Annotated in this window: 22 protein-coding genes; 12 read left to right on the forward strand and 10 right to left on the reverse strand. The window is 63.8% G+C overall.

The features are described from left to right. Positions 1-110 precede the first annotated feature (110 nt). The 3 genes from NKJ11_RS30190 to NKJ11_RS30200 all read left to right on the forward strand — a co-directional run bounded on the left by NKJ11_RS30190 (position 111) and on the right by NKJ11_RS30200 (position 2,470). Entirely contained in the window at positions 111-884 is a 774-nt protein-coding gene (locus NKJ11_RS30190) for an amino acid ABC transporter substrate-binding protein (RefSeq protein WP_128305517.1), read from the forward strand. Positions 885-1,022: 138 nt separating this feature from the next. Beyond that, positions 1,023-1,703, forward strand: a complete 681-nt coding sequence (locus NKJ11_RS30195) for an amino acid ABC transporter permease (RefSeq protein WP_031213968.1) — start codon at positions 1,023-1,025, stop codon at positions 1,701-1,703. After that, entirely contained in the window at positions 1,700-2,470 is a 771-nt protein-coding gene (locus tag NKJ11_RS30200) for an amino acid ABC transporter ATP-binding protein (RefSeq protein WP_352611410.1), read from the forward strand. The genes NKJ11_RS30195 and NKJ11_RS30200 overlap by 4 nt, the downstream gene beginning before the upstream one ends. A gap of 64 nt (positions 2,471-2,534) precedes the next feature. Here the strand turns inward: NKJ11_RS30200 and NKJ11_RS30205 are convergent, their stop codons facing one another. Continuing rightward, positions 2,535-3,152, reverse strand: coding sequence for a LysE family translocator (locus NKJ11_RS30205; protein WP_352611411.1), 618 nt, complete (start codon positions 3,150-3,152; stop codon positions 2,535-2,537). A gap of 157 nt (positions 3,153-3,309) precedes the next feature. After that, complete coding sequence (locus tag NKJ11_RS30210; protein WP_352440949.1) at positions 3,310-3,969, reverse strand: response regulator; 660 nt, start codon at positions 3,967-3,969, stop codon at positions 3,310-3,312. 216 nt (positions 3,970-4,185) lie between these two features. Here NKJ11_RS30210 and NKJ11_RS30215 point away from each other — a divergent pair, with 216 nt between their 5' ends. Both NKJ11_RS30215 and NKJ11_RS30220 read left to right on the forward strand, forming a co-directional pair. Then, positions 4,186-5,352, forward strand: coding sequence for a sensor histidine kinase (locus NKJ11_RS30215; RefSeq protein ID WP_352794904.1), 1,167 nt, complete (start codon positions 4,186-4,188; stop codon positions 5,350-5,352). Positions 5,353-5,354: 2 nt separating this feature from the next. Next, positions 5,355-5,867 (forward strand): response regulator, encoded by a 513-nt coding sequence (locus tag NKJ11_RS30220; RefSeq protein WP_352794905.1) that lies wholly within the window; start codon positions 5,355-5,357, stop codon positions 5,865-5,867. A 172-nt stretch (positions 5,868-6,039) separates the two neighbouring features. Here the strand turns inward: NKJ11_RS30220 and NKJ11_RS30225 are convergent, their stop codons facing one another. The 6 genes from NKJ11_RS30225 to NKJ11_RS30250 all read right to left on the reverse strand — a co-directional run bounded on the left by NKJ11_RS30225 (position 6,040) and on the right by NKJ11_RS30250 (position 14,116). Then, positions 6,040-6,621 (reverse strand): CarD family transcriptional regulator, encoded by a 582-nt coding sequence (locus NKJ11_RS30225; RefSeq protein WP_013529179.1) that lies wholly within the window; start codon positions 6,619-6,621, stop codon positions 6,040-6,042. Positions 6,622-6,987: 366 nt separating this feature from the next. Next, entirely contained in the window at positions 6,988-7,326 is a 339-nt protein-coding gene (gene fdxA, locus NKJ11_RS30230; RefSeq protein ID WP_023699302.1) for a ferredoxin FdxA, read from the reverse strand. Positions 7,327-7,560: 234 nt separating this feature from the next. Continuing rightward, the gene (locus NKJ11_RS30235) at positions 7,561-7,947 is read right to left on the reverse strand and encodes an RNA-binding S4 domain-containing protein (protein ID WP_127297242.1); all 387 of its coding nucleotides are present in this window, start codon (positions 7,945-7,947) and stop codon (positions 7,561-7,563) included. A 16-nt stretch (positions 7,948-7,963) separates the two neighbouring features. Then, complete coding sequence (locus NKJ11_RS30240) at positions 7,964-11,398, reverse strand: helicase-related protein (protein ID WP_128305520.1); 3,435 nt, start codon at positions 11,396-11,398, stop codon at positions 7,964-7,966. Between the two features lie 720 nt (positions 11,399-12,118). Then, positions 12,119-12,844: an acetoacetyl-CoA reductase gene (gene phbB, locus NKJ11_RS30245; RefSeq protein WP_023814310.1), complete on the reverse strand. Its 726-nt coding sequence runs from the start codon at positions 12,842-12,844 to the stop codon at positions 12,119-12,121. A gap of 93 nt (positions 12,845-12,937) precedes the next feature. After that, positions 12,938-14,116, reverse strand: a complete 1,179-nt coding sequence (locus NKJ11_RS30250; RefSeq protein WP_128305521.1) for an acetyl-CoA C-acetyltransferase — start codon at positions 14,114-14,116, stop codon at positions 12,938-12,940. 301 nt (positions 14,117-14,417) lie between these two features. Between NKJ11_RS30250 and phaR the strand changes: the two genes are divergently transcribed. Beyond that, the gene (gene phaR, locus NKJ11_RS30255; protein WP_128305522.1) at positions 14,418-15,029 is read left to right on the forward strand and encodes a polyhydroxyalkanoate synthesis repressor PhaR; all 612 of its coding nucleotides are present in this window, start codon (positions 14,418-14,420) and stop codon (positions 15,027-15,029) included. Positions 15,030-15,050: 21 nt separating this feature from the next. Here the strand turns inward: phaR and NKJ11_RS30260 are convergent, their stop codons facing one another. Beyond that, positions 15,051-16,190, reverse strand: a complete 1,140-nt coding sequence (locus NKJ11_RS30260) for a citrate/2-methylcitrate synthase (protein ID WP_352611413.1) — start codon at positions 16,188-16,190, stop codon at positions 15,051-15,053. 92 nt (positions 16,191-16,282) lie between these two features. Between NKJ11_RS30260 and NKJ11_RS30265 the strand changes: the two genes are divergently transcribed. The 3 genes from NKJ11_RS30265 to NKJ11_RS30275 all read left to right on the forward strand — a co-directional run bounded on the left by NKJ11_RS30265 (position 16,283) and on the right by NKJ11_RS30275 (position 19,520). Beyond that, positions 16,283-17,371 (forward strand): citrate synthase/methylcitrate synthase, encoded by a 1,089-nt coding sequence (locus tag NKJ11_RS30265; protein WP_352611414.1) that lies wholly within the window; start codon positions 16,283-16,285, stop codon positions 17,369-17,371. Between the two features lie 153 nt (positions 17,372-17,524). Further along, positions 17,525-18,340 (forward strand): 3-hydroxybutyrate dehydrogenase, encoded by an 816-nt coding sequence (locus NKJ11_RS30270; protein WP_031213135.1) that lies wholly within the window; start codon positions 17,525-17,527, stop codon positions 18,338-18,340. A gap of 46 nt (positions 18,341-18,386) precedes the next feature. Then, a complete protein-coding gene (locus tag NKJ11_RS30275; RefSeq protein ID WP_031213140.1) occupies positions 18,387-19,520 on the forward strand; it encodes a patatin-like phospholipase family protein in 1,134 nt (377 codons plus the stop codon). Between the two features lie 23 nt (positions 19,521-19,543). On the opposite strand, the gene NKJ11_RS30280 is transcribed toward NKJ11_RS30275, so the two are convergent. Continuing rightward, complete coding sequence (locus NKJ11_RS30280) at positions 19,544-20,143, reverse strand: TetR/AcrR family transcriptional regulator (RefSeq protein WP_023810908.1); 600 nt, start codon at positions 20,141-20,143, stop codon at positions 19,544-19,546. A 122-nt stretch (positions 20,144-20,265) separates the two neighbouring features. Between NKJ11_RS30280 and NKJ11_RS30285 the strand changes: the two genes are divergently transcribed. The 3 genes from NKJ11_RS30285 to NKJ11_RS30295 are packed head-to-tail and all read left to right on the forward strand — an operon-like array spanning position 20,266 to position 23,608. Continuing rightward, positions 20,266-20,727, forward strand: a complete 462-nt coding sequence (locus NKJ11_RS30285) for a (2Fe-2S)-binding protein (RefSeq protein WP_013529191.1) — start codon at positions 20,266-20,268, stop codon at positions 20,725-20,727. Positions 20,728-20,729: 2 nt separating this feature from the next. Then, positions 20,730-23,003: a xanthine dehydrogenase family protein molybdopterin-binding subunit gene (locus NKJ11_RS30290; RefSeq protein WP_023810910.1), complete on the forward strand. Its 2,274-nt coding sequence runs from the start codon at positions 20,730-20,732 to the stop codon at positions 23,001-23,003. Next, complete coding sequence (locus NKJ11_RS30295) at positions 23,000-23,608, forward strand: hypothetical protein (protein WP_128305530.1); 609 nt, start codon at positions 23,000-23,002, stop codon at positions 23,606-23,608. The genes NKJ11_RS30290 and NKJ11_RS30295 overlap by 4 nt, the downstream gene beginning before the upstream one ends. Positions 23,609-23,722 lie beyond the last annotated feature (114 nt).

A 23,722-nucleotide genomic window follows, 5' to 3' on the forward strand; every position in this document is an offset into this window, starting at 1 on the left:
TAAATCGGTTGTTTTTGAAATTCTGTTCCTTATTTTTTCGGCTTGCATCTGTCAGTTTCCAGCGCTCACAAATATGCCGGCCAGCCGGCCAAGGACGGGATCACAGAAAAATGAAATGGCTCAAGTCGCTCATTATCGCCGGAACGCTGCAGGCCCTGGCTGTCACTGCAGGCCATGCCGGCGCCAATCTCGACCAGATCAAGCACGCCGGTGTCATCAAGGTCGGCACGGAAGGCACCTATGCGCCGTTCACCTACCATGACACGTCCGGTGCACTGGTCGGCTTCGACGTCGAAATCGCCAAGGCGATCGCCGACAAGCTTGGCGTCAAGGCCGAGTTCCTCGAAGGCAAGTGGGATGGACTGATCGCCGGCCTCGACGCCAATCGCTACGATGCCGTTATCAATCAGGTCGGCATCACCGACGCCCGCAAGGCAAAGTACGACTTCTCCGATCCCTACATCGCCTCCAAGGCGGTGCTGATCGTGCGCGGCGACAACACCGACATCAAGAGCTTCGCCGATCTCAAGGGCAAGAAGTCGGCGCAGTCGCTGACCTCGAATTTCGGCAAGCTGGCCGAAACGAACGGCGCCGAACTGGTCGGCACCGATGGCTTCGACCAGTCGATCCAGCTGCTTCTGACCGGCCGCGCCGACGCCACGATCAATGACAGTCTGTCGTTCCTCGACTTCAAGAAGCACAAGCCCGACGCCAATGTGAGGATCGCCGCGCAAGAGGAAAACGCCGACTATTCCGGCGTCATCGTGCGCAAGGGCGACCCGGAGCTGGTCGCCGCTATCAACAAGGCGCTGGCCGATATCAAGGCCGACGGCACCTACAAGAAGATCTCCGACACCTATTTCGGCCAGGACGTTTCGAAGTAATCCGGGAGGCGGGCCGGTCCGCCGCCCATGAGACTATCGAGCGGCGAGCCGTCTTTGACGGCCCGCCGCTTTTGTCGTGATATGGCCGACGCATTCTTGCTTTGACCAAGCTGCTTCGACCAATCTGGAGGGTCTTACGTGCCGCACTGGCTGCAACTGATGCTGGAGTCGCTGCCTTCGCTCCTGTGGGCGGCGCTGATCTTCACCGTGCCGCTGACGCTATTGTCCTTTGCTCTCGGCTTGACGGTCGGCCTGGGTGCTGCACTCGCCCGGCTGTTCGGCCCCAAGCCGCTGGTCGCGCTGGTGCGCTTCTATGTCTGGATCTTCCGCGGTACGCCGCTCCTGGTGCAGCTGTTCCTCATCTTCTACGGCCTGCCGTCGGTCGGGATCCTGCTCGACGCCTTCACGGCGGCGCTGATCGGCTTTACCTTGAACATCGGCGCCTACACGTCGGAAATCATCCGCGCGGCCATAGGCTCGGTGCCGAAAGGCCAGTGGGAAGCCGCCTATTCGATCGGCATGACCTGGGGCCAGGCGATGCGGCGCACCATTCTGCCGCAAGCCGGCCGGGTCGCGGTGCCGCCGCTCTCCAACACCTTTATCTCGCTGGTCAAGGACACGTCGCTGGCCGCCGCCATCACCGTGCCGGAGATGTTCCAGGCGGCGCAGCGCATCGTCGCCACCACCTATGAGCCGCTGATCCTCTATGTCGAGGCGGCGATCCTTTATCTGGCGCTGAGTTCGGTGCTGTCGGCCTTGCAGACGCGGCTGGAGATCCGGCTCAACCGCTATGGCGGCTTCCTGGAGGCACGCTCATGATAGGCCTCAGCAACATCGAAAAGCGCTTCGGCGACAATCTCGTGTTGAAGGGCGTGACGGTCACCATTGCCGAAGGCAGCGTCACGGCGCTGGTCGGACCTTCGGGCGGGGGGAAGAGCACCCTGCTGCGCTGCATCAACCTCCTGGAAATCCCGACCTCGGGCACGGTGCGGATCGGCGACGAGACGCTCGAATTCCACCTCGGCGGCAGGGTTCCGGCCAGGGATATCCAGCGCCTGCGGCTGCAGACCGGCATGGTGTTTCAGAATTTTCAACTGTTTCCGCATCGCACCGCGATCGAGAATGTCATGGAAGGGCTGGTGACGGTGCTGAGATGGCCGCCTGAGAGGGCACGCGAGCGGGCGCTGGCTTTGCTGGAGAAGGTGGGGATGGCGCACAAGGCCGACGCTTGGCCAGCGACCTTGTCGGGCGGCCAGCAGCAGCGCGTGGCGATCGCCCGCGCGTTGGCGCCGTCACCGAAAGTGCTGCTCTGCGACGAGCCGACTTCGGCGCTCGACCCGGAGCTGGCGCAAGAGGTGGTCGACGTGCTCGGCAAGCTCGCCAGCGAAGGCACGACCATGGTGATGGCGACGCATGATCTGCGCCTCGCCTCCAAGATCGCCCAGGAAGTGGTGTTCCTCGATGCCGGTCTCGTCGTCGAGAAGGGACCGGCCGCGGTGCTGTTCAACAATCCGGAGCAGCAACGGACCAAGCGCTTCATTGCGACGCTGAAGCAGGAGGCTGAGAAGGAAGGCGGCGGCGCGTAAGCGCGCGGCCCAGAGTGTGTTGAATTCGGGTGATGGCCCCAGCCGCGGCTTTTCATTTGCAGGTTCAGATATGATGGCTGACGAGCGCCACGCCAAGTCCGATGAGGATCGAACCGCATGTCTTGGGGATCACCCATCCGGCGCCGCCGCCAGTGAACCGGCCAACGGCGAGCGAGGCGATGCCGACCGCCGCCAGGTCGGCCATCGAGAAGATGAGATTGACGACGATGCCGAGGATGAGGAATTGCAACCCTACGGCAATGGCGGCTGACGGGTCCACGAACTGCGGCAGGAAGGTCAGGAAGAACAGTGCCGTCTTGGGATTGAGGATCTCGACGACCATGCTGTCGCGAAATGTGTTCGGCGCCGGCCTGGCACCGTCCTCGCCCATCCGGTTCCAGCCCAGGAACATGGCAAGGCCCAACGAAATAAGATATATGGCGCCCGCCAATCGGATCATCGAGAAAGCGACCGGCGCGTGTTCCATCAGTGCGGCGAGCCCGACCGCCGCGGCCAGGATGTGCACGTAACAGCCGAGATGAACACCCAGTGCCGCCATCAATCCCGCCTGACGGCCATGGGCCAGCGTTTGCGCGGTCATGTAGAGAATCGCCGGCCCTGGCATGCAGGCGAAGGCGAGCGTTGCGAGGGCGAACGGAATCCAAAGATCCAGCGACGGCATGACGGCTCCTCCCATGTGATCAAGCCGTGGGAGGAGTAGGCTGGGGGTCAGGCCGAAAACATACGGCAGATGCCGTATTTGGATCGTGATCGGGCTTGGCTAATCTGCCGATGGTTAAGGGGACGTTGCGGGGTTGCCCATCGTCGCGGCTGTGATGTCAGCCGGCGGGCAATCCCAGACGAACCGCGTAGACGGTTAGTTCGGCGGTGTTGTGGAGATTGAGCTTGCCCATCAGGTTTTCGCGATGCTTGCGAGCGGTCGGCAGGCTGATCCCCAACCGTTCGGCGATGTCGCGCGTGATCATGCCTTGCGCCACCAGTTGAAGGATCTGCCGTTCGCGCCGCGTCAGCGGCACCGGGGAGAGGATTTCCTGTGCGGCTATCGGCTCGCTGCCCCTGCCCATATCGCTGACGGCGAAGCGAACGGTTTTCGCCAGATAGGTGCCTCCGTTCTTGACCGCTTCGATGGCGACGCCAAGTTCCTCGGGATCGCCGTCCTTGGTCAGGTAGGCGTTGGCGCCGGCACTGAGCGCGGCGCGCACCGTCCTCGGCTCGATATTGGCCGTCAGCACCACGATCCGCAGGCGTGGCGCCAAGGTCCTGATGGTGGCGATGAACTGCATCCCGGCGACACCTGGCATGCCGAGGTCGAGGATCAAAAGGTCGGCGCGCGTGCTTCGCAGCTGGCCAAGCAGCGCCTCGCCATCCGCAGCCTCGGCGACGACCGAGACATTGTCCATTGCCGAGATGAGCAGCTTCAGCCCCTCGCGCACGATGGCATGGTCGTCGGCGAGTATGGCGGTGAGCGGGCGATTCATCACGGCACCATCCAGGACTGCAGCGGCGTATATGGATCAATCGCCAATCTATGCGAAACAGGTTGCCGGTAGATCAACGGTACCGGGGAAGACCGCCCGGAGAATACTTGGGGCAATTGGAGGGCTTCGATGCAGGAAGACAAGATACGCCAGGCCCTGATCGAACTCCTGTATCGCAATTCCTACGGCGTGGTCATCTCCAACATCGTGATCTAGATGGCGGCGGTCTATGTGCTGAGAACGGCCGTTTCCACCAATTGGCTGATCGGCTGGCTAGCGGCGCTGTATCTGCTGACGGCTATCCGGGTGCTGGCGTCGCGCCGGTTTTTCAGCCGCGCCCGGGATCGCCACTCGATCTTGCGCTGGGCATGGCTGGCTACGGCGTTTTCCTGCATGTCGGGCCTTCTGTGGGGTGTGCTTGGCTGGGTCGGCTTCATGCCCGAGGCGCCGATCGTGCTGTCCTTCACGGTCATTGTCCTGACTGGTCTCGTCTGCGGCACGGTGCCGTCTCTGTCGGCCTTTCCACCGGCGCTGGTTGGTTCCATCCTGGCAACGGTGGTGCCGGTCGCTCTTCGCTGCCTGACCACCCAAAGCGATATTTCCGGCGCCTTCCTGTTCCTGCTCGCATCGCTGGTGGCGATCAATTTCTACTACTGCCGTATCACCTACCGCATGCTGCGCGAAACCGTCAGCCTGCGATTGGAGAACGAAACGCTGGTCGAGCATCTGCAAGAGGAACGCGACAGGGCGCAAACCGCCGACCGTGCCAAGACGCGTTTTCTGGCGGCGGCGAGTCACGATCTGCGCCAACCGATCCATGCCCTGAGCCTGCTGGTCTCGACGCTTGCCGTTTTGGGGCAGCGCGGCGACGTACCCTCCGGCGAGGCGCGCGACCTGGCCAGCCGAGCGAAATCGGTTGTCAGCAACTTCAGTGGGCTGCTCAACGCTTTGCTCGATATCTCCCGGCTCGATGCGGGCATCGTCACGGTCGCGAGCGAGGCGGTGCCGCTGCGCGACCTCTTTGGTGATCTTCGCAATGAATTCGCCGCCGAGGCGAAACAGCGCGGACTTAGGTGGCGCGTGGTCGACAGCGGCCTCTACGTCGACAGCGACCCGATGATGCTGAAGCGCATTCTCAACAACCTGGTGTCGAATGCCTTTCGCTACACCAAGCAAGGTGGTGTCCTGCTGGGCTGTCGCCGGCGCGGCGCATGTGTGGAGATACAGGTCCTGGACAGCGGCCCCGGCATCCCCGCCGATCAGCAGGGGATGGTCTTCGAGGAGTTCGTGCAGTTGCAGAACCCGGCGCGGGACCGCACGCAAGGCCTGGGACTCGGGCTCGCCATCGTTCGCCGCACCGCCGAACTGTTGGGCACCCCCTGAAATTGGCTTCGACATCCGGACGCGGTTCCCTGTTTTCCATCACCGTCGCGAAGGCCGGCGCGGTGCAAGCTCGCTTAGCGGTCGACACGACATCGCCGGTCAGCAGTGCCGCGGGCATCATCGTGGTCGAGGACGAGGGCGATGTTCTCGATGCCATGGTGCGCTTGCTCAGCCTGGAGGGACATCGTGTCTATCCCGGCCGCTCCGCCGGAGAGGCGCGGAAGGCCCATGCGGCGGCGCTGGCTGCCGGCGATGCGCCGGTCGACCTGATCATCGCAGACTACCGTCTCGAGAATGATACCACCGGCACCGACGCGATCCGTGCGCTTCACGCCCATATCGGCCGCGTTGTCCCGACCATCATCATCACCGGCGATACCTCGCCTTCGCGCCTCAAGGAGATCAGCGCCAGCGGCAGCCGCATCCTGCACAAGCCGATCGCCGACGAGGAATTGCGCGAAACCATTGCTGCGGTCTGCTTTGCTGGCAAGGCGACAAGTGGGGACAAACGTTAACCGAAAACGCGCGCTGGACGGCCCGGAGCGCGCCAGCAAGCCGCGATGCAGCACGCTGGTGCGCAGTACATCATCAACATCGAAGCCGCCGCCCGAAAGCAAAAGAGGCCCCGGTCAAACCGGAGCCTCCAATCGTTTCAGGCAGGATCTCTCGAATCAAAGGCGAGAAGGATCAGGCAGCTTCTTCCTGCTCGGCCTCTTCGTTGTCAGCCTTGGCGCCACGCTTAGGGCCCTTGTTGAGGTTGACCTCGATCAAGCGCACGGCTTCGGTTTCCGACATGCGGTTGACGGCCGCGATCTCGCGGGCCATGCGGTCGAGCGCCGCCTCATAGAGCTGGCGCTCGGAATAGGACTGCTCCGGCTGGTTGTCGGCACGGTAGAGGTCGCGCACGACTTCCGAGATCGAGATCAGGTCGCCCGAATTGATCTTCGCATCATATTCCTGGGCACGGCGCGACCACATGGTGCGCTTGACGCGGGCGCGGCCCTGCACGACCTTCAGCGCGCGCTCGACATAATCCTCTTCCGACAGCTTGCGCATGCCGATGGAGGTCGCCTTGGCGACCGGCACCTTCAGGCGCATCTTGTCCTTCGAAAAGTCGATGACGAACAGTTCCAGCTTGTGTCCAGCAACTTCCTGCTCGTCGATCGAGACGATCTGGCCGACGCCGTGCGCCGGGTAGACGATGTACTCGCCGGTCTTGAAACCGTGACGCGCAGCGGTGGACTTCTTCTGCGGGGTGATCGTTGCCATTACGCCCTGAACTCCTTGTTGTGGCACCGGCGTCCTGCCGGTCCGAACTCGCGCGATCGGGGAAGCCGATCGTTAGCCGCACAACAGATGAACCCATCGGAAAAGCCGGACCGGCAAACGCGACATTGCGACCGCCTGGCCCAGATCGCTCTGGTCCGAATGGGATTTTCACCTTTCAGTGATTTGGGGCGTCTGCGCCATAAATCGACGTTGTGTCACCGGCATGTTTCGCTGATGTAACACAAAAAGTCGGAAGAATCAAGGTTTTGCTGCACAAGCGAAGGCCACAGGCCAGCGCCGCCTGTCAAGCCGGTTAATGCGACGTGCCTCTTACCCAGCGTAATACCGGCCTTTGCGGCCGTGTTGTCAATCGCCTTCGCCGGGCTCTGCCGAGAAGTATTTCTCGAACTTGCCGGCCTCGCCGTCGAAGGATTTGGCGTCGGCCGGCGGTTCCTTCTTGGCGGTGATGTTGGGCCATTTGTCGGCGTATTCGGTGTTGACCTGCAGCCATTTGTCGAGGCCGGGTTCGGTGTCAGGCTTGATCGCGTCGGCCGGGCATTCCGGCTCGCAAACGCCGCAGTCGATGCACTCGTCGGGATGGATGACGAGCATGTTCTCGCCTTCGTAGAAACAGTCGACCGGACAGACTTCGATGCAGTCCATGTATTTGCATTTGATGCAATTGTCGGTCACGACATAGGTCATCGGTCGGCTCCGGGACGTCCCATTTTGTTGGGCTTTTTCCGTCAGGTAACGCCTTTGTCGACCGCTTGCAAGGGTAGCCATTGCGGACGGTGCCGGTGTTTCCGGAATGGAATTCCAGACTGAAGGCCCGGCGGAAGTCAGTCATGTCCCGCAGAGCGTCTGTTTGCCGGGCTCAGTTCTCGCCTCAGGCGTGCCGTTGTCCCAAAACCGCTGCGTGTTTTTGGACGCCAGGCATCAGTCTTCGCCGAGCAATCGGTCGGTCTGGCGACGTTCCTTCTTGGTCGGGCGGCCGCTGCCGGCCTCGCGCAGCCCCGGAATTGCATCGGGAGGGGCTTCGCCCTTCGGTGCGGGCGGTGGCGACATGTCCTCGTAAAGCGTACGGGCCTCCTCGGCCGGGCCGCGCCGCGTACCGGCGCCGAGCACCTTCCAGATGAAGATGCGGCGCTCGAGCGTGATGGTCAGGACGTCGCCTGGCTTGACCTGATCGGAGGCCTGCGCTGCTTTGTCGCGATTGATGCGGACGCGGCCGGCGACGACCAGTTTTGCCGCCAGCGAGCGCGATTTCACGGCGCGTGAGAAGAACAGCCATTTGTCGATGCGCTGGCGGCCTTCGGCAACCATCGAAGCGAGCCGGGTTCTACTTCTTCAACTGGTCGCGCAATGCGGCGAGCTTGGCGAAGGGCGAATCCGGGTCGAAGCGCACCGGGCGCTCCTCGCGCGGCTTGGGCTGGAAGGCCGGCTTGCCGCCTTGCGGACCACCTTTGGCATCCGGCCTGCCACCCTTCCAGTCGGGACGGCCCTCACGGCGGTCGGGACGCTCGCCTTGCGGCCTGCCGTCACGCCGCTGTTCGCCTTCGGCCTGCGGCTTGGGTTTGAATTTCGAGCGGTCGAAGCGCGGCTTGCCGGCTCCATCGCGCCGGCCTTCATGGGCAGGCCGTTCTCCGGGTGCAGCTACGGCCGGTGCGCCGGCGGTATCCACGGGTGCATCGCTTCGACCGCGCGCTTGTCCGTTGCGTGGGCGATTGTTCCTTCGGTTGTCGTCGCGGTTGCGCGGACGCTGTTCGAACCGGCCCTGACGCCACAACAGGATGGGTTTTGGCGCTTCGGCTTCCGGAGCGGGTTCGCCAGCGGCTGCTTCAGTCACCGCCACAGGTTCGTCCGGCGCGGCGTCCGTTGCCGGCGCGGCATTTGACACCAACTCGGCCGTTGCGGCTTCTTCTGCCGCTGCAACTTCGATCTCGGCAGTCTCAGTCTCTGCCTGCGGTTCAATCGGCGCCGGTTCGGCGACGTCGGGCGCAGCCTCGGCTACAGGCGCTTCGTCTTGCACGGTTTCGACAGGAGCGTCCGCCTGTTCTTCCACGGCAGGCGCAGCAGGTTCAGCCGCGGCGTCGGGGGTGATTTCGGCGGGAATTTCGGCCGCGGTTTCCGAAACGGCCACTGCGTCCGATGCCGGCTCCGACCCTTCGATTGCTGCCTCTGCTGCGGCATCCGTTGCCGCGGCTTCCGCCGCTTCGGCCTGCTCGGCTCGTGCAGCTTCTTCCGTCGCAAGCTTCGCCACCGCCGCTTCGCGCGCGGCATTGTCCTGTGCTTCGAGCCGCGCCTTGACCTCGACGGCCGGCTTCGGCTCGGCACGATAGCCGAGACCCTTGAGGATTTCTTCCATGTCGTCGGCGGTGGCGCCGAGGATCGACATCATCGGCGGCGTCACCATGAAGGACTGGCCGTCATAGGCGCCGTCCGGGCGCTGACCGAGGCCGGGCTTCCAGTTGGTCGCCGGACGGATCAGATCCGCCAGCCGTTCCAGTATGTCGATGCGCACGGCGCGACGGCCGAGATTGCGGTAGCCGGCAAGCTTGTAGAACGTCTTGTCGAAAGCAGGGTCGATCACCACCGAGGTGCGACCCGAGGCGAGCGCATGGACCACGTCGCCAAAGCCCGGCTTGTCCTTGCCGTCGTTCTTCAGCGCCCACAGCAATGTCACCAGCCCGGCAGGCGCCGGCTTGATCAGCGCCGGCACGAAGACATGGTAGGCGCCGAAGCGCACGCCAAGCCGGCGAAGGGCGGCGCGGCCTTCCTGGTCGAGCGACTTCATCTCCTCGGCGATGTCGCGGCGGTTGATGAGGCCGAAATTCTCGACCAGCTGGAAGGCGATGCCGCGGCCGATGCCAGAAATCTGGTCGGCGTTCCTGAGGTCGACCAGCGGCTTCAGCAGCGACTCGATCTGGAAATTGACGAATCGCTCTGCACGCGCGGCGACCTTGTCGCGCGCCGGGCCGGTCAGCTGTTCGTCGGCCAGCAGCACCAGGCGCGGCTTCAGCGCGTCTTCGCCTGATACCAGCGTGCCGATCGGCGCGCCGATCCAGCGCAGCGTACCATCCGAGCCAAGCGCGATGTCGCCATTGGCCGAGGCGCCGAAGCGTTCGGCGCGCGCTTCGAACTCGGCGGCCAGCGCCTTCTGGGCGGCGGTGCGCACCGCCTTGGCGTCTTCGCCGCCGGCGGTCTGGTCGGCGGTGAAGCGGAACCCTTGCAACTCGCCGACATGGTGGCCTTCGACAAGGACGGTTCCGGTAGGACTAATTTCGGCTTCGGGCATGGTATTTTCTCTAAGGCGCCGCATGAGGACGGAAGTCCTGCGGTCTACGAAGCGTTTCGTCAACCGCTCATGCAGCGCATCCGACAATCTGTCTTCGATTTCGCGCGTCTTTTCCTGCCAGTGTGCCTGATCGGCCAGCCAGCCGGGCCGGTTCGACACGAATGTCCAGGTGCGGATCTGGGCAATGCGATGCGACAGCGTGTCGATATCGCCCTCGGTGGTATCGGCGCGGCGCACCTGCTCGGCCATGTAATTCTCGTCGACATGGCCGTAGCGTGCGAGGTCCGTGTAAATGGAAGCGATGAGGTCGGCATGCTGCGCCGGCGCGATCCTGCGGTAGTCGGGCAGCGCGCAGGCTTCCCACAGCAGCGCCACGCGCTTGGCATTGGTGGTGAGTGCGCGAATGTCCTCGTCGCGCGATAGATGCTCGAGCGCCTGTGCATCGACGGCAGGCAATGCCCGCGTCAGTCCCTCGACGGGGGCGTTGGTCTCGATCGAGCGCTTCAGCGCGTCGAGGCTGGCAAAGTCGAAATGCGCGGTGCGCCACTGCAGCACCTTCACCGGATCGAAATCGTGGCCTTCGATCTTCTTGATCAGCTCTTCGTCCAGCGGGTCGACCTGGCCGGTGACACCGAACGTACCGTCACGCAGATGCCGGCCGGCGCGGCCGGCGATCTGGCCGAGCTCGGCCGCGGTCAGGTTGCGATACTGGAAGCCGTCGAACTTGCGGTTCTGGGCGAAGGCGACGTGGTCGAGATCGAGGTTGAGACCCATGCCGATGGCATCGGTGGCGATGAGATAATCGACATCGCCGGACTGGAACAGCGCCACCTGGGCGTTGCGGGTGCGCGGCGAGAGCGCGCCGAGCACAACGGCGGCACCGCCCTGCTGGCGGCGGATCAGCTCGGCGATGGCGTAGACCTCGTCGGCCGAGAAGGCGACGATCGCCGTGCGCCGCGGCAGGCGGGTCAGCTTCTTGGAGCCGGCATAGGCAAGATGCGACAGCCTCGGCCGCGTCACCACCGAGACACCCCTCAGCAGGCGCTGCAGAATGCCATGCATGGTGGCTGCACCGAGCAGCAGCGTTTCCTGGCGGCCGCGCAGATGCAGGATGCGGTCGGTGAAGATGTGGCCACGCTCGAGGTCGCCGGCGAGCTGCACTTCGTCGATGGCGACGAAGGCGGCGTCGGTCTCGCGCGGCATGGCCTCGACAGTGCAGACCGAATATCTGGCGCCCGGCGGCTGGATCTTTTCCTCGCCGGTGATCAGCGCCACTTTGTGGGCGCCGACCTTTTCGCAGACACGGGCGTAGACCTCGCGCGCCAGCAGCCTGAGCGGCAGGCCGATGATACCACTCTCATGCGCCACCATGCGCTCGATTGCGAGATGGGTCTTGCCGGTGTTGGTCGGCCCGAGCACGGCGGTCACGTCGCGGCCCGACAGGATCAGCGGCTCGGTGTGTTTGGGCTGGATGTTCATCAACCTAGAATAAGGCTTCTGGGACCTGGAAATAAGGCTTCTTGGCCTCTGGTTGTCGGGAGCGTGCCTCAAATGGCGCGTATGACAGGCGACACATAGGGATTTCGGGCGCGAAGCGAAAGCGGAATGTTCCGTCGGCGGCGAGAAGGTGGTTTTGTCAAGCTTTCAATCGGCTGCGGATTAACGGATAGAACGAGTCTGGAACGAATCGGCGACGAATCAGTGACTCCTGCAGATTCAGCTTTTGTTCACGGCTACATGTGGATTTCGCGACCGCGAGTCGCACCACATGCTGAATCGCTGAACTGGCCCGTTTGATGCTAAGAGGGCGTTGCCGTTAACCTTTGCCTGGAAACAATCACGGTGGCTTGGCGCGCCTCGACCAACATTATGAAATTGTTGATCTTTCTTAACCTGCGTTAAGCAGTTGGGCAGGCGATTCCGGCTGTCGTCGTTAACGTTCAGCTCATAGCCGGAACGAATCGGCGACGAATCGGCGATGGCGTAATTTTCCCGATTTGTTCACCTCAATATCTTGTGTTGTGAACAGTTTATCCACCGAGAATCCACAGGTTGCCAGGGAGCTTTTGCACAGGGCTGCTGCCGGCTGTTAACCTTCGCGTGCCGAATTGGGTCAGCTACGGTCGCGAGCACGTCAAAGGGACCGTGCCGGAAACGGGCCGGTGTGCCGGCCCGTCGATCTCCTACATCGCCACGTCGTCAGGCGAAGTATTGGCCACCGTTGGCCGTGATGGTCGAGCCGGTGATGAAGCCGGCATCTTCGGATGCGAGGAAGACTACGCAGCGCGCGATCTCTTCCGGTTCGCCGAGGCGACCGACGGGGATTTGCGGGATGATGCGGTCGTTGAGCACCCTCTCGTCGATCGCCTTGACCATCTCGGTGGCGATGTAGCCAGGGCAGATGACGTTGACGGTGATGCCCGCGCGGGCTCCCTCTTGAGCGAGGGCTTTGCTGAAACCGATGTCGCCAGCCTTCGCGGCGGAATAGTTGACCTGGCCGGCCTGGCCTTTCTGGCCGTTGATCGACGAGATGGTGATGACGCGGCCGAACTTGCGGTCGCGCATGCCGCTCCACAGCGGATGCGTCATGTTGAAGACGCCGGACAGGTTGGTGTCGATGACCTCTTTCCACTGCTCGCGCGTGATCTTGTGGAACATGGCGTCGCGGGTGATGCCGGCATTGTTGACCAGCACCGAGACCGGGCCGAGATCGGCCTCGACCTGCTTGATGCCGGCCGCGCAGGAATCATAGTCGGCGACCGACCATTTGTAGACCGGAATGCCGGTCTCGGCCTTGAATTTCGCCGCTGCGGCGTCATTGCCGGCGTAGTTCGCGGCAACCGAATAGCCGACGGTCTTCAATGCGATCGAGATCGCCGCCCCGATGCCGCGCGATCCGCCTGTGACGATTGCTACCTTGGTCATGCATTTCCCCTTTTTTTGATACCGCCCTGTTGTCGGGCTTGGCAGGCACTGGATACAGAACGGGCGGCTCGCGCCGCCCGGTTAGTGAGTTCTTCAGAGTGCTTCGATACACATGGCGACGCCCATGCCGCCGCCGATGCACAGGGTAGCGAGACCCTTCTTGGCGCCGCGCCGGCGCATCTCGAAGACCAGCGTGTTGAAGACACGGGCGCCGGAAGCACCGATCGGGTGGCCGATGGCGATGGCGCCGCCATTGACGTTGACGATCGAGGGGTCCCAGCCCATGTCCTTGTTGACGGCGCAGGCCTGCGCGGCAAAGGCCTCGTTGGCCTCGACCAGGTCGAGATCGCCGACCGACCAGCCGGCCTTTTCCAAGGCCTTGCGCGATGCTGGGATCGGGCCGGTGCCCATGATCTGCGGATCGACGCCGGCGGTTGCCCAGGACACGATGCGTGCCAGCGGGGTGATGCCGCGCCTCACCGCTTCCGCCTCGCTCATCAGCAGCGCGCCGGCGGCACCGTCATTGATGCCGGAGGCGTTGGCGGCGGTCACCGTGCCGTCCTTGTCAAAGGCCGGCTTCAGCTTGGTCATGGCGTCGAGCGTGGCGCCATGGCGGATGTATTCGTCCTGGTCGACAATGGTGTCGCCCTTCTTGCCCTTGAGTGTGACGGCGACGATCTCGTCCTTGAACTTGCCGGCCTTTTGCGCGGCCTCGGCCTTGTTCTGCGAAGCCAGCGCAAACTGATCCTGGTCTTCGCGGGTGATCTGGAACTGACGTGCCACGTTTTCGGCGGTGTTGCCCATGTGATAACCGTTGAAGGCATCCCACAGCCCGTCCTTGATCATGGTGTCGATCAACTTGAAGTCGCCCATCTTGACGCCGGCGCGCAGGTGCTGGGCATGGGTCGAAAGCGACATCGATTCCTGGCCGCCGGCGACGATGACCTTGGCATCGCCGGTGGCGATCTGCTGCATGCCGAGCGCAATGGCACGCAGGCCCGAGCCGCAAACCTGATTGAGGCCCCAGGCTGTGGTTTCCTTGGGCAAGCCAGCATTGATCGATGCCTGGCGGGCCGGGTTCTGGCCTTGCGCGGCGGTCAGCACCTGGCCGAGGATGACCTCGTCGACCTCGCCTGGTTCGACACCGGCACGTGACAGCAATTCCCTGATGACAACGGCACCGAGCTCATGCGCCGGGGTGGCGGCAAAGGCGCCGTTGAAGGAGCCGACCGGCGTGCGCGCCGCGCTGGCAATGACGATGGAAGCGGACATTTTCTTCTCCAGACTTCAAGGGTGTCGTTCTGTCGTTAGGGACTTTTCTTGCCCTTTCCCAACCCCAAGTCAAACCGGAAATAGGCAGGGCGCCCATGCGCCGCAAGCAGGTCGTGCCTTGCCATGGCGGCCATTCGTCCATTGCTGCGCAGCATATTTTGCCTGCTATGCAGCATTTAGTGATCCCGCACTGCACAAACTGCTTGGAATTGTGAAGCTTTTGCGCATATCCTCAAAAAAAAGGCACAATCGTTATCGGCGGCTTGCTCAGAGGCGCGCCGGTGTCCCCGGGAGGATGTAGATGGCCGCTAAAGACGATCCGATCATCATCAAGAAATACGCCAATCGCCGCCTCTACAACACCGGCACCAGCACCTATGTGACGCTCGAGGACCTCGCCGAGATGGTCAAGAAGGGCGAGGAGTTCACCGTCCAGGACGCCAAGACCGGCGACGACATCACGCATCCGGTGCTGACCCAGATCATCTTCGAACTGGAGAACAAGGACGGGCAAAACATGCTGCCGATCCCGTTCCTGCGCCAGCTCATCGCTTATTACGGCGACCAGATGCAGATGATCGTGCCGAGCTTCCTCGAACAGTCGATGCTCGCCTTTTCCAAGGAGCAGGAGCGCTTTCGCGAGCAGATGAAGGGGGCGATCGGCAAGTCGCCGCTCGACATGATGAAGATCACTACGCCGATCAAGGCGCTGGAGGAACAGACACGCCGCAACATGGAAATGTTCCAGAATGCGATGCGGCTGTTCACGCCGTTCCCGCCCGCTGGCTCTACGCCGGCGGCTGCGCCAACGCCCGAGCCGGCCAGGAAGGAAACGGCTGACAAGCCCGACGACCTTCAGGAGCTGAAGGACCAGATCGCGGCCATGCAGCGCAAACTCGACACGATGTCGTGAGCGCCTGGCGCTCTCGCGATCTTACGGCAGTATTCCCTCGTAGCGGCCGCGCGGCCGGATAAGGCCTCCGCCTGTTATCTGTTCGACCGTGTGCGCTGCCCAGCCGACGCTGCGTGCGAGCGCAAACAGGCGGAACGGCGTATCGCGCGGCAAGCCAAGACTGCGCGTCAGCGCGGCCAGCCCAAAGTCGATGTTGGGAAGCGCGCCGGTCGCCGCAAAGGCAGCGTCGCGCAGCGACGATAGTGTGCCGTCAACCTCGATCACCGACAGAAGCGCTGCCCCTCGGGGGTCGCCGTCGGGATAGAGCTGATGACCGAACCCCGGCAGCGGCCGGTCATGGCTGAGCCAGCGCCGAATCGCCGCATCGGCGCCATGCCGCGCAGCATCCTCGGCCAGTTGCATCACCGCCTCGCCGGCGCCGCCATGGCGAGGGCCTGACAGCGTCGCGAGCCCCGCCAGCAGGCAAGCGGCCAGCGGCGCGCCGGTGGAGGCTGCGACGCGCGCGGCGAAGGTCGATGCATTCAGCTCATGATCGGCAAGCAGGACAAGCGCGCGGCGGATCGCATCTGCGCCGCCGGCATCCACCGACCAGTCCTGCGCAAGCCGCTGATGGACCGGATCCGGCCCCGCCGGTGCGCCCAGCGCGGCGGCCAGCACGCCGACCGTGTGCGCGGCGTCGGCATGCAGCGAGGCGGCGCTGCGCCCAAGCGATGGGCGCCCCTGGCCGGCAAGCACGGCAAGTCGCGCAAAGGCCGCAGCCCGGCCAGCTTGATGGGGTGCGTCCGGCAATGGTGCTTCGAAAGCCACCGGTTCCGGCAGAGCCCAGAGAACGGCGGCGGCTTCTTCCAGTGTGGCGTGCCCGGAGAGCACCGCGGCGTCCTGCCCGCGATAGATGAGCCGACCGTGCGAGACGGTCGAGATCGCCGTTGCGATCGAGGGCTCGCCCCAGGCAATGGCGCTTTCAGCGATGGCTGATGGGCTCCGTCCGCGCGCCCTCCGCGTTGCCAGCGCTTCTATATCGTCGGCACGATACTGGCTGCGGCGCGGATCGGCGCGGTCGGGCCGCATGCCGATGCGCCCACGGCTGACATAGGCGTACAGCGTCTGCGCCCGCACCTTGAGCCTCTCCAGCGCTTCTTCTCTGGACAACCACTCCGACATATCGAACCCAAATATTGATTCTATTGATCAAGATTGATGGAAACGTTGCCCATCTCTATCTCCGATCTGGAAATGCTTCAAGGAGACAGGCTATGGCGAATGGGCTCGATGACGTGGTGGCGGCGGAAACCGTGCTTTCCGATGTGGATGGTCTTGGCGGCCGGCTGACGATCCGAGGTCATTCGCTGCCCGAGCTGGCCGGCCGCTGGGACTATGCTCAGGTGATGCGCCTGCTGCTCGACGGCTTCTTCGACGACCTTCCCGCCGACGCGAAGCTGACGGGTGAGCTGGGCCAGGCACGTGCTGAGGTGTTCGAACGGCTTTTACCCTCGTTGCCCCGGCTGGCGTCGCTCGATGTCTACAGCGCCATGCGCGCCGGCATGGCGCTGCTGCCGGACGGCGACACATCGACGAACGCCTTGCTGCTCATCGCAGCGCCCGCCGTGCTGACGCCGGCCCTGCTGCGCCTGCAGCGCGGCGAGGAGCCGATCGCGCCGGACAGCCGGGCCGATCATGCCGCCGACATGTTGAGGATGCTGAACGGCAGCGTCGCCTCGCCGGCGCTGGCGAAGGCGCTCGACACCTATCTGGTGACCGTCTGCGACCACGGCCTCAACGCATCGACCTTTGCGACGCGCGTGGTGGCCTCGACGCAGGCCGGCCTGACATCCTCCGTGCTGGCCGGGCTCGGCGCACTCAAGGGGCCGCTGCATGGCGGGGCGCCCGGTCCGGTGATCGAGATGCTGGATGCGATCCAGGCGCATGGCGATGCCGCCGGCTGGCTTCGCGACGAGATCGCGCACGGCAGGCGCATCATGGGCTTCGGCCACCGCATCTACCGCGTGCGCGATCCGCGCGCCGATGTGCTGAAGTCCGTCGTGCGGCAACTCGGCGGCGAGGGCGAAACCGGCCGCCGGCTGGCATTCGCGGAGACAGTGGAACAGGTAGCGCTCGACGTGCTGCGGATCGCCAAGCCGTCGCGCTCGCTGCAGACCAATGTCGAGTTCTACACCGCGCTGCTGCTGGAGGCGGCGGGCTTTCCGCCACAAGCTTTCAGCAATGTCTTTGCCACCGGGCGCGTCGCCGGCTGGATCGCGCATGCGCGCGAGCAGCAGACGATCGGGCGGCTGATCCGCCCGCAGTCGCGCTATGTCGGGCCTGTGCCGGAGCTGGCTGCCTGAGGCTTATCGGCGCCTGGCGAGCGACCGGCGATCCAAACGATATCCTCCTGGTGAGCGGCCGTGTGGCCGCTTATGACGAAAATTTCATCTCGCCCACAAATCTGGCCGCTGTTATTGCGTCGTATTGAGCATATATGCTGCACTGCAACATAGATGCATTCTTGCCGTAACCAGAGGATTCCGCCCTTGGCCGCCAGAAAAACCGCAGTCATCACCGGCTCCACATCGGGCATTGGCCTGGCCATCGCCCAGGCGCTGGCGGCCGAAGGCCGCAACGTCGTCGTCAACTCTTTCTCCGACACGACCGCCGACCACGCCATGGCCGACGCGATTGCCAAACAGTATGGAGTGAAGACCGCCTACATCAAGGCCGATATGTCGAAACCGGCGGAATGCCGGGCGCTTGTCGCCAAGGCGGCCGAAACATTCGGTTCGGTCGATATCCTGGTCAACAATGCCGGCATCCAGCATGTCGCGCCGGTGGAAGAGTTCCCGATCGAGAAATGGGACGCCATCATCGCCATCAACCTGTCGTCGGCATTCCACACCATTGCAGCCGCCATTCCGCTGATGAAAAATGCCGGCGGCGGGCGGATCGTCAACATCGCCTCGGCACACGGCCTGGTCGCGTCGCCGTTCAAGTCGGCCTATGTCTCGGCCAAGCACGGCATCATGGGATTGACGAAGACCGTCGCGCTCGAACTGGCGCGCGAAAAAATCACCTGCAATGCCATCTGCCCGGGCTATGTGCTGACGCCGCTGGTCGAGGCGCAGATCCCCGATCAGATGAAAGCCCATCAGATGGACCGCGAGACCGTCATCCGTGAGGTCATGCTGGACAAGCAGCCGACCAAGGAATTCGTCACGGTAGAGCAGATCGCGGCAGCGGCGGTGTTCCTGTGCTCGGACGCGGCAGCGCAGATCAACGGCACGCATCTCTCGGTAGATGGCGGCTGGACCGCCGCGTGAGGCGCGAAATCTTCTCATCTACCCAAAACGCACCAAGGACGACGCCATGACCAAAAACGGCAAGGCGGAGGAGACGAAGAAGACGATCAACATCGCGCTTCAGGGCGGCGGCTCGCACGGGGCCTTTTCCTGGGGTGTGCTCGACCGCCTGCTGGAGGACGGACGGCTGGAGATATCAGCAGTGTCCGGCACCAGCGCCGGCGCCATGAACGCGGTGGCGCTGGCCGACGGATATGTGCGCGGCGGTGTCGAGGGAGCGCGGCAAAAACTTGAGGATTTCTGGCGCGCGGTGGCGGCCAAGGGCCGGTTCAGCCCAGTGCAGCGCATGCCGTGGGATGTCGCCTGGGGCAACTGGTCGATCGAGAATACGCCTGGCTATGTCTTCTTCGACACCATGTCGCGGGTGTTCTCGCCCTACGTCGCCAATCCGCTCGGCCTTAACCCGCTGCGCGACGTGGTGGAGCAGGAGATCGATTTCGACAATGTCCGCGCCTGCAAGTCGATGGAACTGTTCATCTCGGCGACCAATGTCGAGACCGGACAGTTGCGCGTTTTTTCCGACGGCGAGATCGACCTCGACGTGGTGATGGCTTCGGCCTGTCTGCCGCAATTGTTCCGCGCCGTCGAGATCAAGGGCGTGCCCTACTGGGACGGCGGCTATGGCGGCAACCCGGCGCTCTATCCGTTCTTCAAGACCGCGGCGACCGAGGATGTGCTCCTGGTGCAGATCAATCCGGTGGTGCGGGAGGGAACGCCAAGGAGCGCCAACGAGATCCAGAACCGCATCGACGAGATCACCTTCAACGCCGGGCTGCTGCGAGAATTCCGCTCGATCGCCTTCGTCAAGGAACTGATCGCCGCCGGCCGTCTGCCGCATGGCGAATATCGCGACATCCGCATGCACCGCATCGATGCCGACGAGGCGTTCAAGGACCTGTCGGCGTCATCAAAGGTCAATGCCGAATGGGCGTTCCTGACGTATCTCAGAGACCTCGGCCGCACAGCCGCCAGCGACTGGCTGGAAGAGAATTACGACGCCGTCGGCAAGCGACCGACGCTCGATCTCTCCGGCGAACTCGATGACGGCTTCAAGCCGGTGCGCGGTCCGGCACCCGGCCGGCGGGTCAAGGAATTCCTCGCTGTGCGCAAAAATCCGGAGGTGGTTCGCCGTCGGGCCTGAACTGAAACCCGATACAGCTGGTTTCATCGAGCTTTCAAGGCGAGGTCGATCACCCTGATCAGGGCAGCGGCCGCCTGCCGCTGTCCCTCCGGATCTCTGATCCGCGCCTTCATGCCTTCCAGCCCGTCGAGCAGCATGTCGGTGAGCAGTTGCGCCGACAGGCCCCTGGCCGCCAGGTCGACGCCGTTCCTGGCTGCCTCCCCCTGGATCGCGGCGGCAATATGTTCGCCAAGCCCGCCGCGCCAGCAGCCGACCAGATCGCCAAGGCTCGATTTCATATCCAGCAATTCGGCGCCGTGCGGCGAGGCAACGACCGCGCCCATCATCGAGATGAATGCCTCATCGATGGCCCGCATCATGCGCTCGGTGAAAGGGCCATCGCCGGATAGGGCAATCTTTGCCGCCTCGACCGAGCGCGACAGGATCATCATGGCGATGGCGCGGAAAATGTCGGTCTTGTTCTTGAACAAGAGATAGAGCGCCGGGCGCGACATGTCTGCGGCGCGGGCGATGTCGTCCATGGTGGTGCGGGTGAAGCCATAGGCCAAAAACACCTTCATCGCGCCATCCAGGATACGGACGCGTTTGGGATCTGTGGCGGCGATGTCTTCGATCTGGTTCATGGAGCAATTCTATCCTGCAAAATCCTATTTGACAAAATGACGAAATTTGTCAATCTGTATTGGGCCAAACGGCCGAGGGGACGCTTCGCCCTTGGCAGTGGACGACAACAAAGGGTATCCCCATGCGCCTTACCGTCGACGGTCAGTCTTTCGATATCGATGCCGATCCTGACATGCCGCTGCTGTGGGCGTTGCGCGATCTCATTGGCAAGACCGGGCCGAAATTCGGCTGCGGCATCGCCGCCTGCGGCGCCTGCACGGTGCATGTGGACGGTCAGCCGGTGCGTTCCTGCTCACTCCCGGTTGGGCAGGTCAGTGGAGCTGTCACGACCATCGAAGGCATCGGCACAGCAGGCGGACTGCATCCGGTGCAGCAGGCATGGCTGGAGGAACAGGTCGCGCAATGCGGCTACTGCCAGGCCGGCCAGATCATGAGCGCGGTGGCGCTGCTCGACGAGGTCGCCGACCCGAGCGATGCCGACATCGACAACGCCATGGGTGGCAATCTCTGCCGCTGCGGCACCTATCCGAAGATACGCTCGGCCATCAAGAAGGCCGCGGCGCTCAAGACGGCGGGGCTCTGACCATGGCCAGTGTCGGAAAGATCGCCCGCCGCACGTTTCTGATCGGCGCTGCCGCCGTCGCGGGCGGCGTTGCCGTCGGCTACTACTATTATCGCAAGCCTTTTCCGAACCCGCTCGAGGCCGAGCTCGGCAAGGGCGAGGCGACCTTCAACCCCTATGTGAAGATCGGCGCCGACAACACCATCACCATCGTCGCGCCGCGGGCCGAGATGGGGCAAGGCATTTCGACGACGCTCGCCGTCATGGTCGCCGAAGAACTCAATGTGAGCCTCGACCGGGTCAAGGTCGAGCACGGCCCCGCCTCCCATGCCTATTACAACGCCGCGATCCTCGAAGAGGGCGGTCCGTTCGCCTTCTTCGACGAGAGCATGACCGCGCAGGCGGTGCGCTCGGGTCTCGGTGTGGTCGGCAAGTTCCTTGCCCTGCAGGGCACCGGTGGTTCGGCTTCGACACGCGACGGTTTTGACAAGATGCGGCAAGCGGGTGCAGTCGCCCGGCAGATGCTGATCGCGGCTGCGGCGCAAAAACTCGGTGTCGCCGCCGCCGATCTGGAAACGGCCGACGGTTCGATCCTGCACAAAGCGTCCGGCAAGTCGCTGACCTATGGCGCGGTCGCCGCGGCCGCCGCCGCGATGGCGCCGCCGGCCGAAGTCAGGCTCAAGGACCGGGCCGACTGGAAACTGCTGGGAAAGCCGCAAAAGCGCATCGACATGCTGGCCAAGGTGACCGGGGCGCCGATCTTCGGCATCGATGTCAGGCTGCCGGACATGGTCTACGGCACGGTCAAGATGAGCCCGCGCTTCTGGTCGGCGCCGATCAAGGCGGACCTCTCGAAAGCCGAGAAAATGCCCGGTGTGATCAAGATCGTGCCGCTGGAGACGAATTACGGCCATGGCTTCGGCATCATCGCCGACAACACATGGGCGGCATTCAAGGCGGCCGAGGCGATCGATGCCCAGTGGTCCGATCCCGAATACCCGCTCAGCAGCGCCGCTATTTCAGATGTCCTGAAGCAGGCGCTCGGCACCAAGGGGTCGGTGATGCGCGACAATGGCGACGTCGACACCGCCTTTGCCGACGCGCCGCGTGAAAGGATCGTCGAGGCCGACTATGCGGTGCCCTATCTGGCGCATGCGACGATGGAGCCGATGAACGCCACGGCGCAGCTCAGGGACGGCGCGCTCGACATCTGGTGCGGCAACCAGGCGCCGACCCTGGTGCGGCAGCTTTGCGCCAACGCGGTCGGCATCGAGCAGGACAAGATCACTGTGCACACCACCTTCATGGGCGGCGGTTTCGGCCGGCGCGTCGAGGTTGACTACGCGCTGTGCGCCGCGCTGATGGCGAAGGAGACGGGCGGGCGCCCGATCAAGGTGACCTGGACGCGTGAAGAAGACATGCGCCACGACGCCTACCGGCCGGCCGCTATCGGCAAGTTCCAGGCGCGGCTCGGCGACGATGGCATGCCGGTCGCCGTCGACATGAGGATGGCCTCGCCATCGGTGATTGCCGGCATGCTGCGCCGGCTGTTTCCTTCGATATCGCCGCTCGGTCCCGACAAGAGCATCGTCGACGGTGCCTATGACCAGCCCTACACCATTCCGAACTACCGGGTCAGCGGTATCGCGGCGCCGGTCTCCATCCCTGTCGGCTCCTGGCGCTCGGTCGGCAGTTCGGTCAACGGCTTCTTCCATGAGGGTTTCATGGACGAGATCGCCATTGCCGGAAAAATCGATCCGGTCGAGATGCGCAAGAGACTGATGGCCGCTTATCCCTCGGCGGTGAAGGTGGTGGAGAAAGTCGCCGCGATGGCGAAATGGGGCGAGGCGCTGCCCGCCGGCAAGGCCAGGGGTATCGCCTTCACGCTGTCCTTCGGCAGTTGGGTCGGCGAGATCGTCCAGGTGGCGGACACGCCGGCCGGCATCCGCATCGAGAAGGTGTGGATCGCCGCCGATGTCGGCACCGCGCTCGATCCCGGCATCATCGAGGCGCAGCTGATTTCGGCCGCCATCTACGGACTCTCCGCAGCTATGGGTCAGGAAATCACCTTCGCCGACGGGATGGTCGAACAGTCGAACTTCCACGATTTCGACGCCATGCGGATCTTCCAGTGCCCGGTCTTCGAAGTCGCCATCCTGGAAAACTTCCACAAGATGGGCGGCGTCGGCGAGGTCGGCACACCGCCGGCGGCTCCGGCGCTCGCCAACGCCATCTTCGCGCTCACCGGAAAGCGCGTCCGCACGCTGCCGCTGTCGAAAACGGTGGCCTTCGCATGAAGAAGCTCCTCATCATGCTGACGCCTGCTGCCATGCTCGTGCTCGCAGCGCCGTTTGCGATCGCGCAAGAGAGCCAGATGCCGGCGCCGGCGACCGTCGACGCGGCGAAAGGCCTGTCCGAATGGGACAAGGTCTATGCGGTGTTCTCGCATCCGCGCTGCGCCGACTGTCATGTCGCGGACGAGCGGCCGCGCTGGTCGGGTGCGCATTACGGCGGTACGCGCGTTCACGCCTTCAATGTCCAGCGGGGTGCTGACGGGTCGGGCTTCGGCAATCCGGGCCTGCGCTGCACGACTTGCCATTTCGCCAGCAATTCCAAGGCATTGCACGGTCCGCCCGGGGCCGAGAACTGGCATCTGGCGCCAGCCGAGATGGCCTGGTTCGGCAAATCCTCGGCCGAAATCTGCGCCCAGATCAAGGATCCCCTGCGCAACGGCAACCGTAGCTTGAAGGATATCGCGCTGCATGTTCGCGACGACAGATTGGTCGCCTGGGGCTGGGCGCCAGGATCGGGTCGTGAACCAGCCCCGGGCTCCGCCGAAGCAACCTATCAAGCGATCGAAAACTGGGCAGCGGCCGGCGCATCTTGTCCGCCGGCGCAATGATCTTGCAACTTTCAGACTATATTGCGGTGCAACTTTGATGTAGAAGCGCGCTTCGCCGATCACGGCAAATTGAACACGGCTCGGCGCGCACCCATATCGGCGACGCGCCCGCGT

The organism is Mesorhizobium sp. M0243 (assembly GCF_040321775.1).
GTDB lineage: Bacteria > Pseudomonadota > Alphaproteobacteria > Rhizobiales > Rhizobiaceae > Mesorhizobium.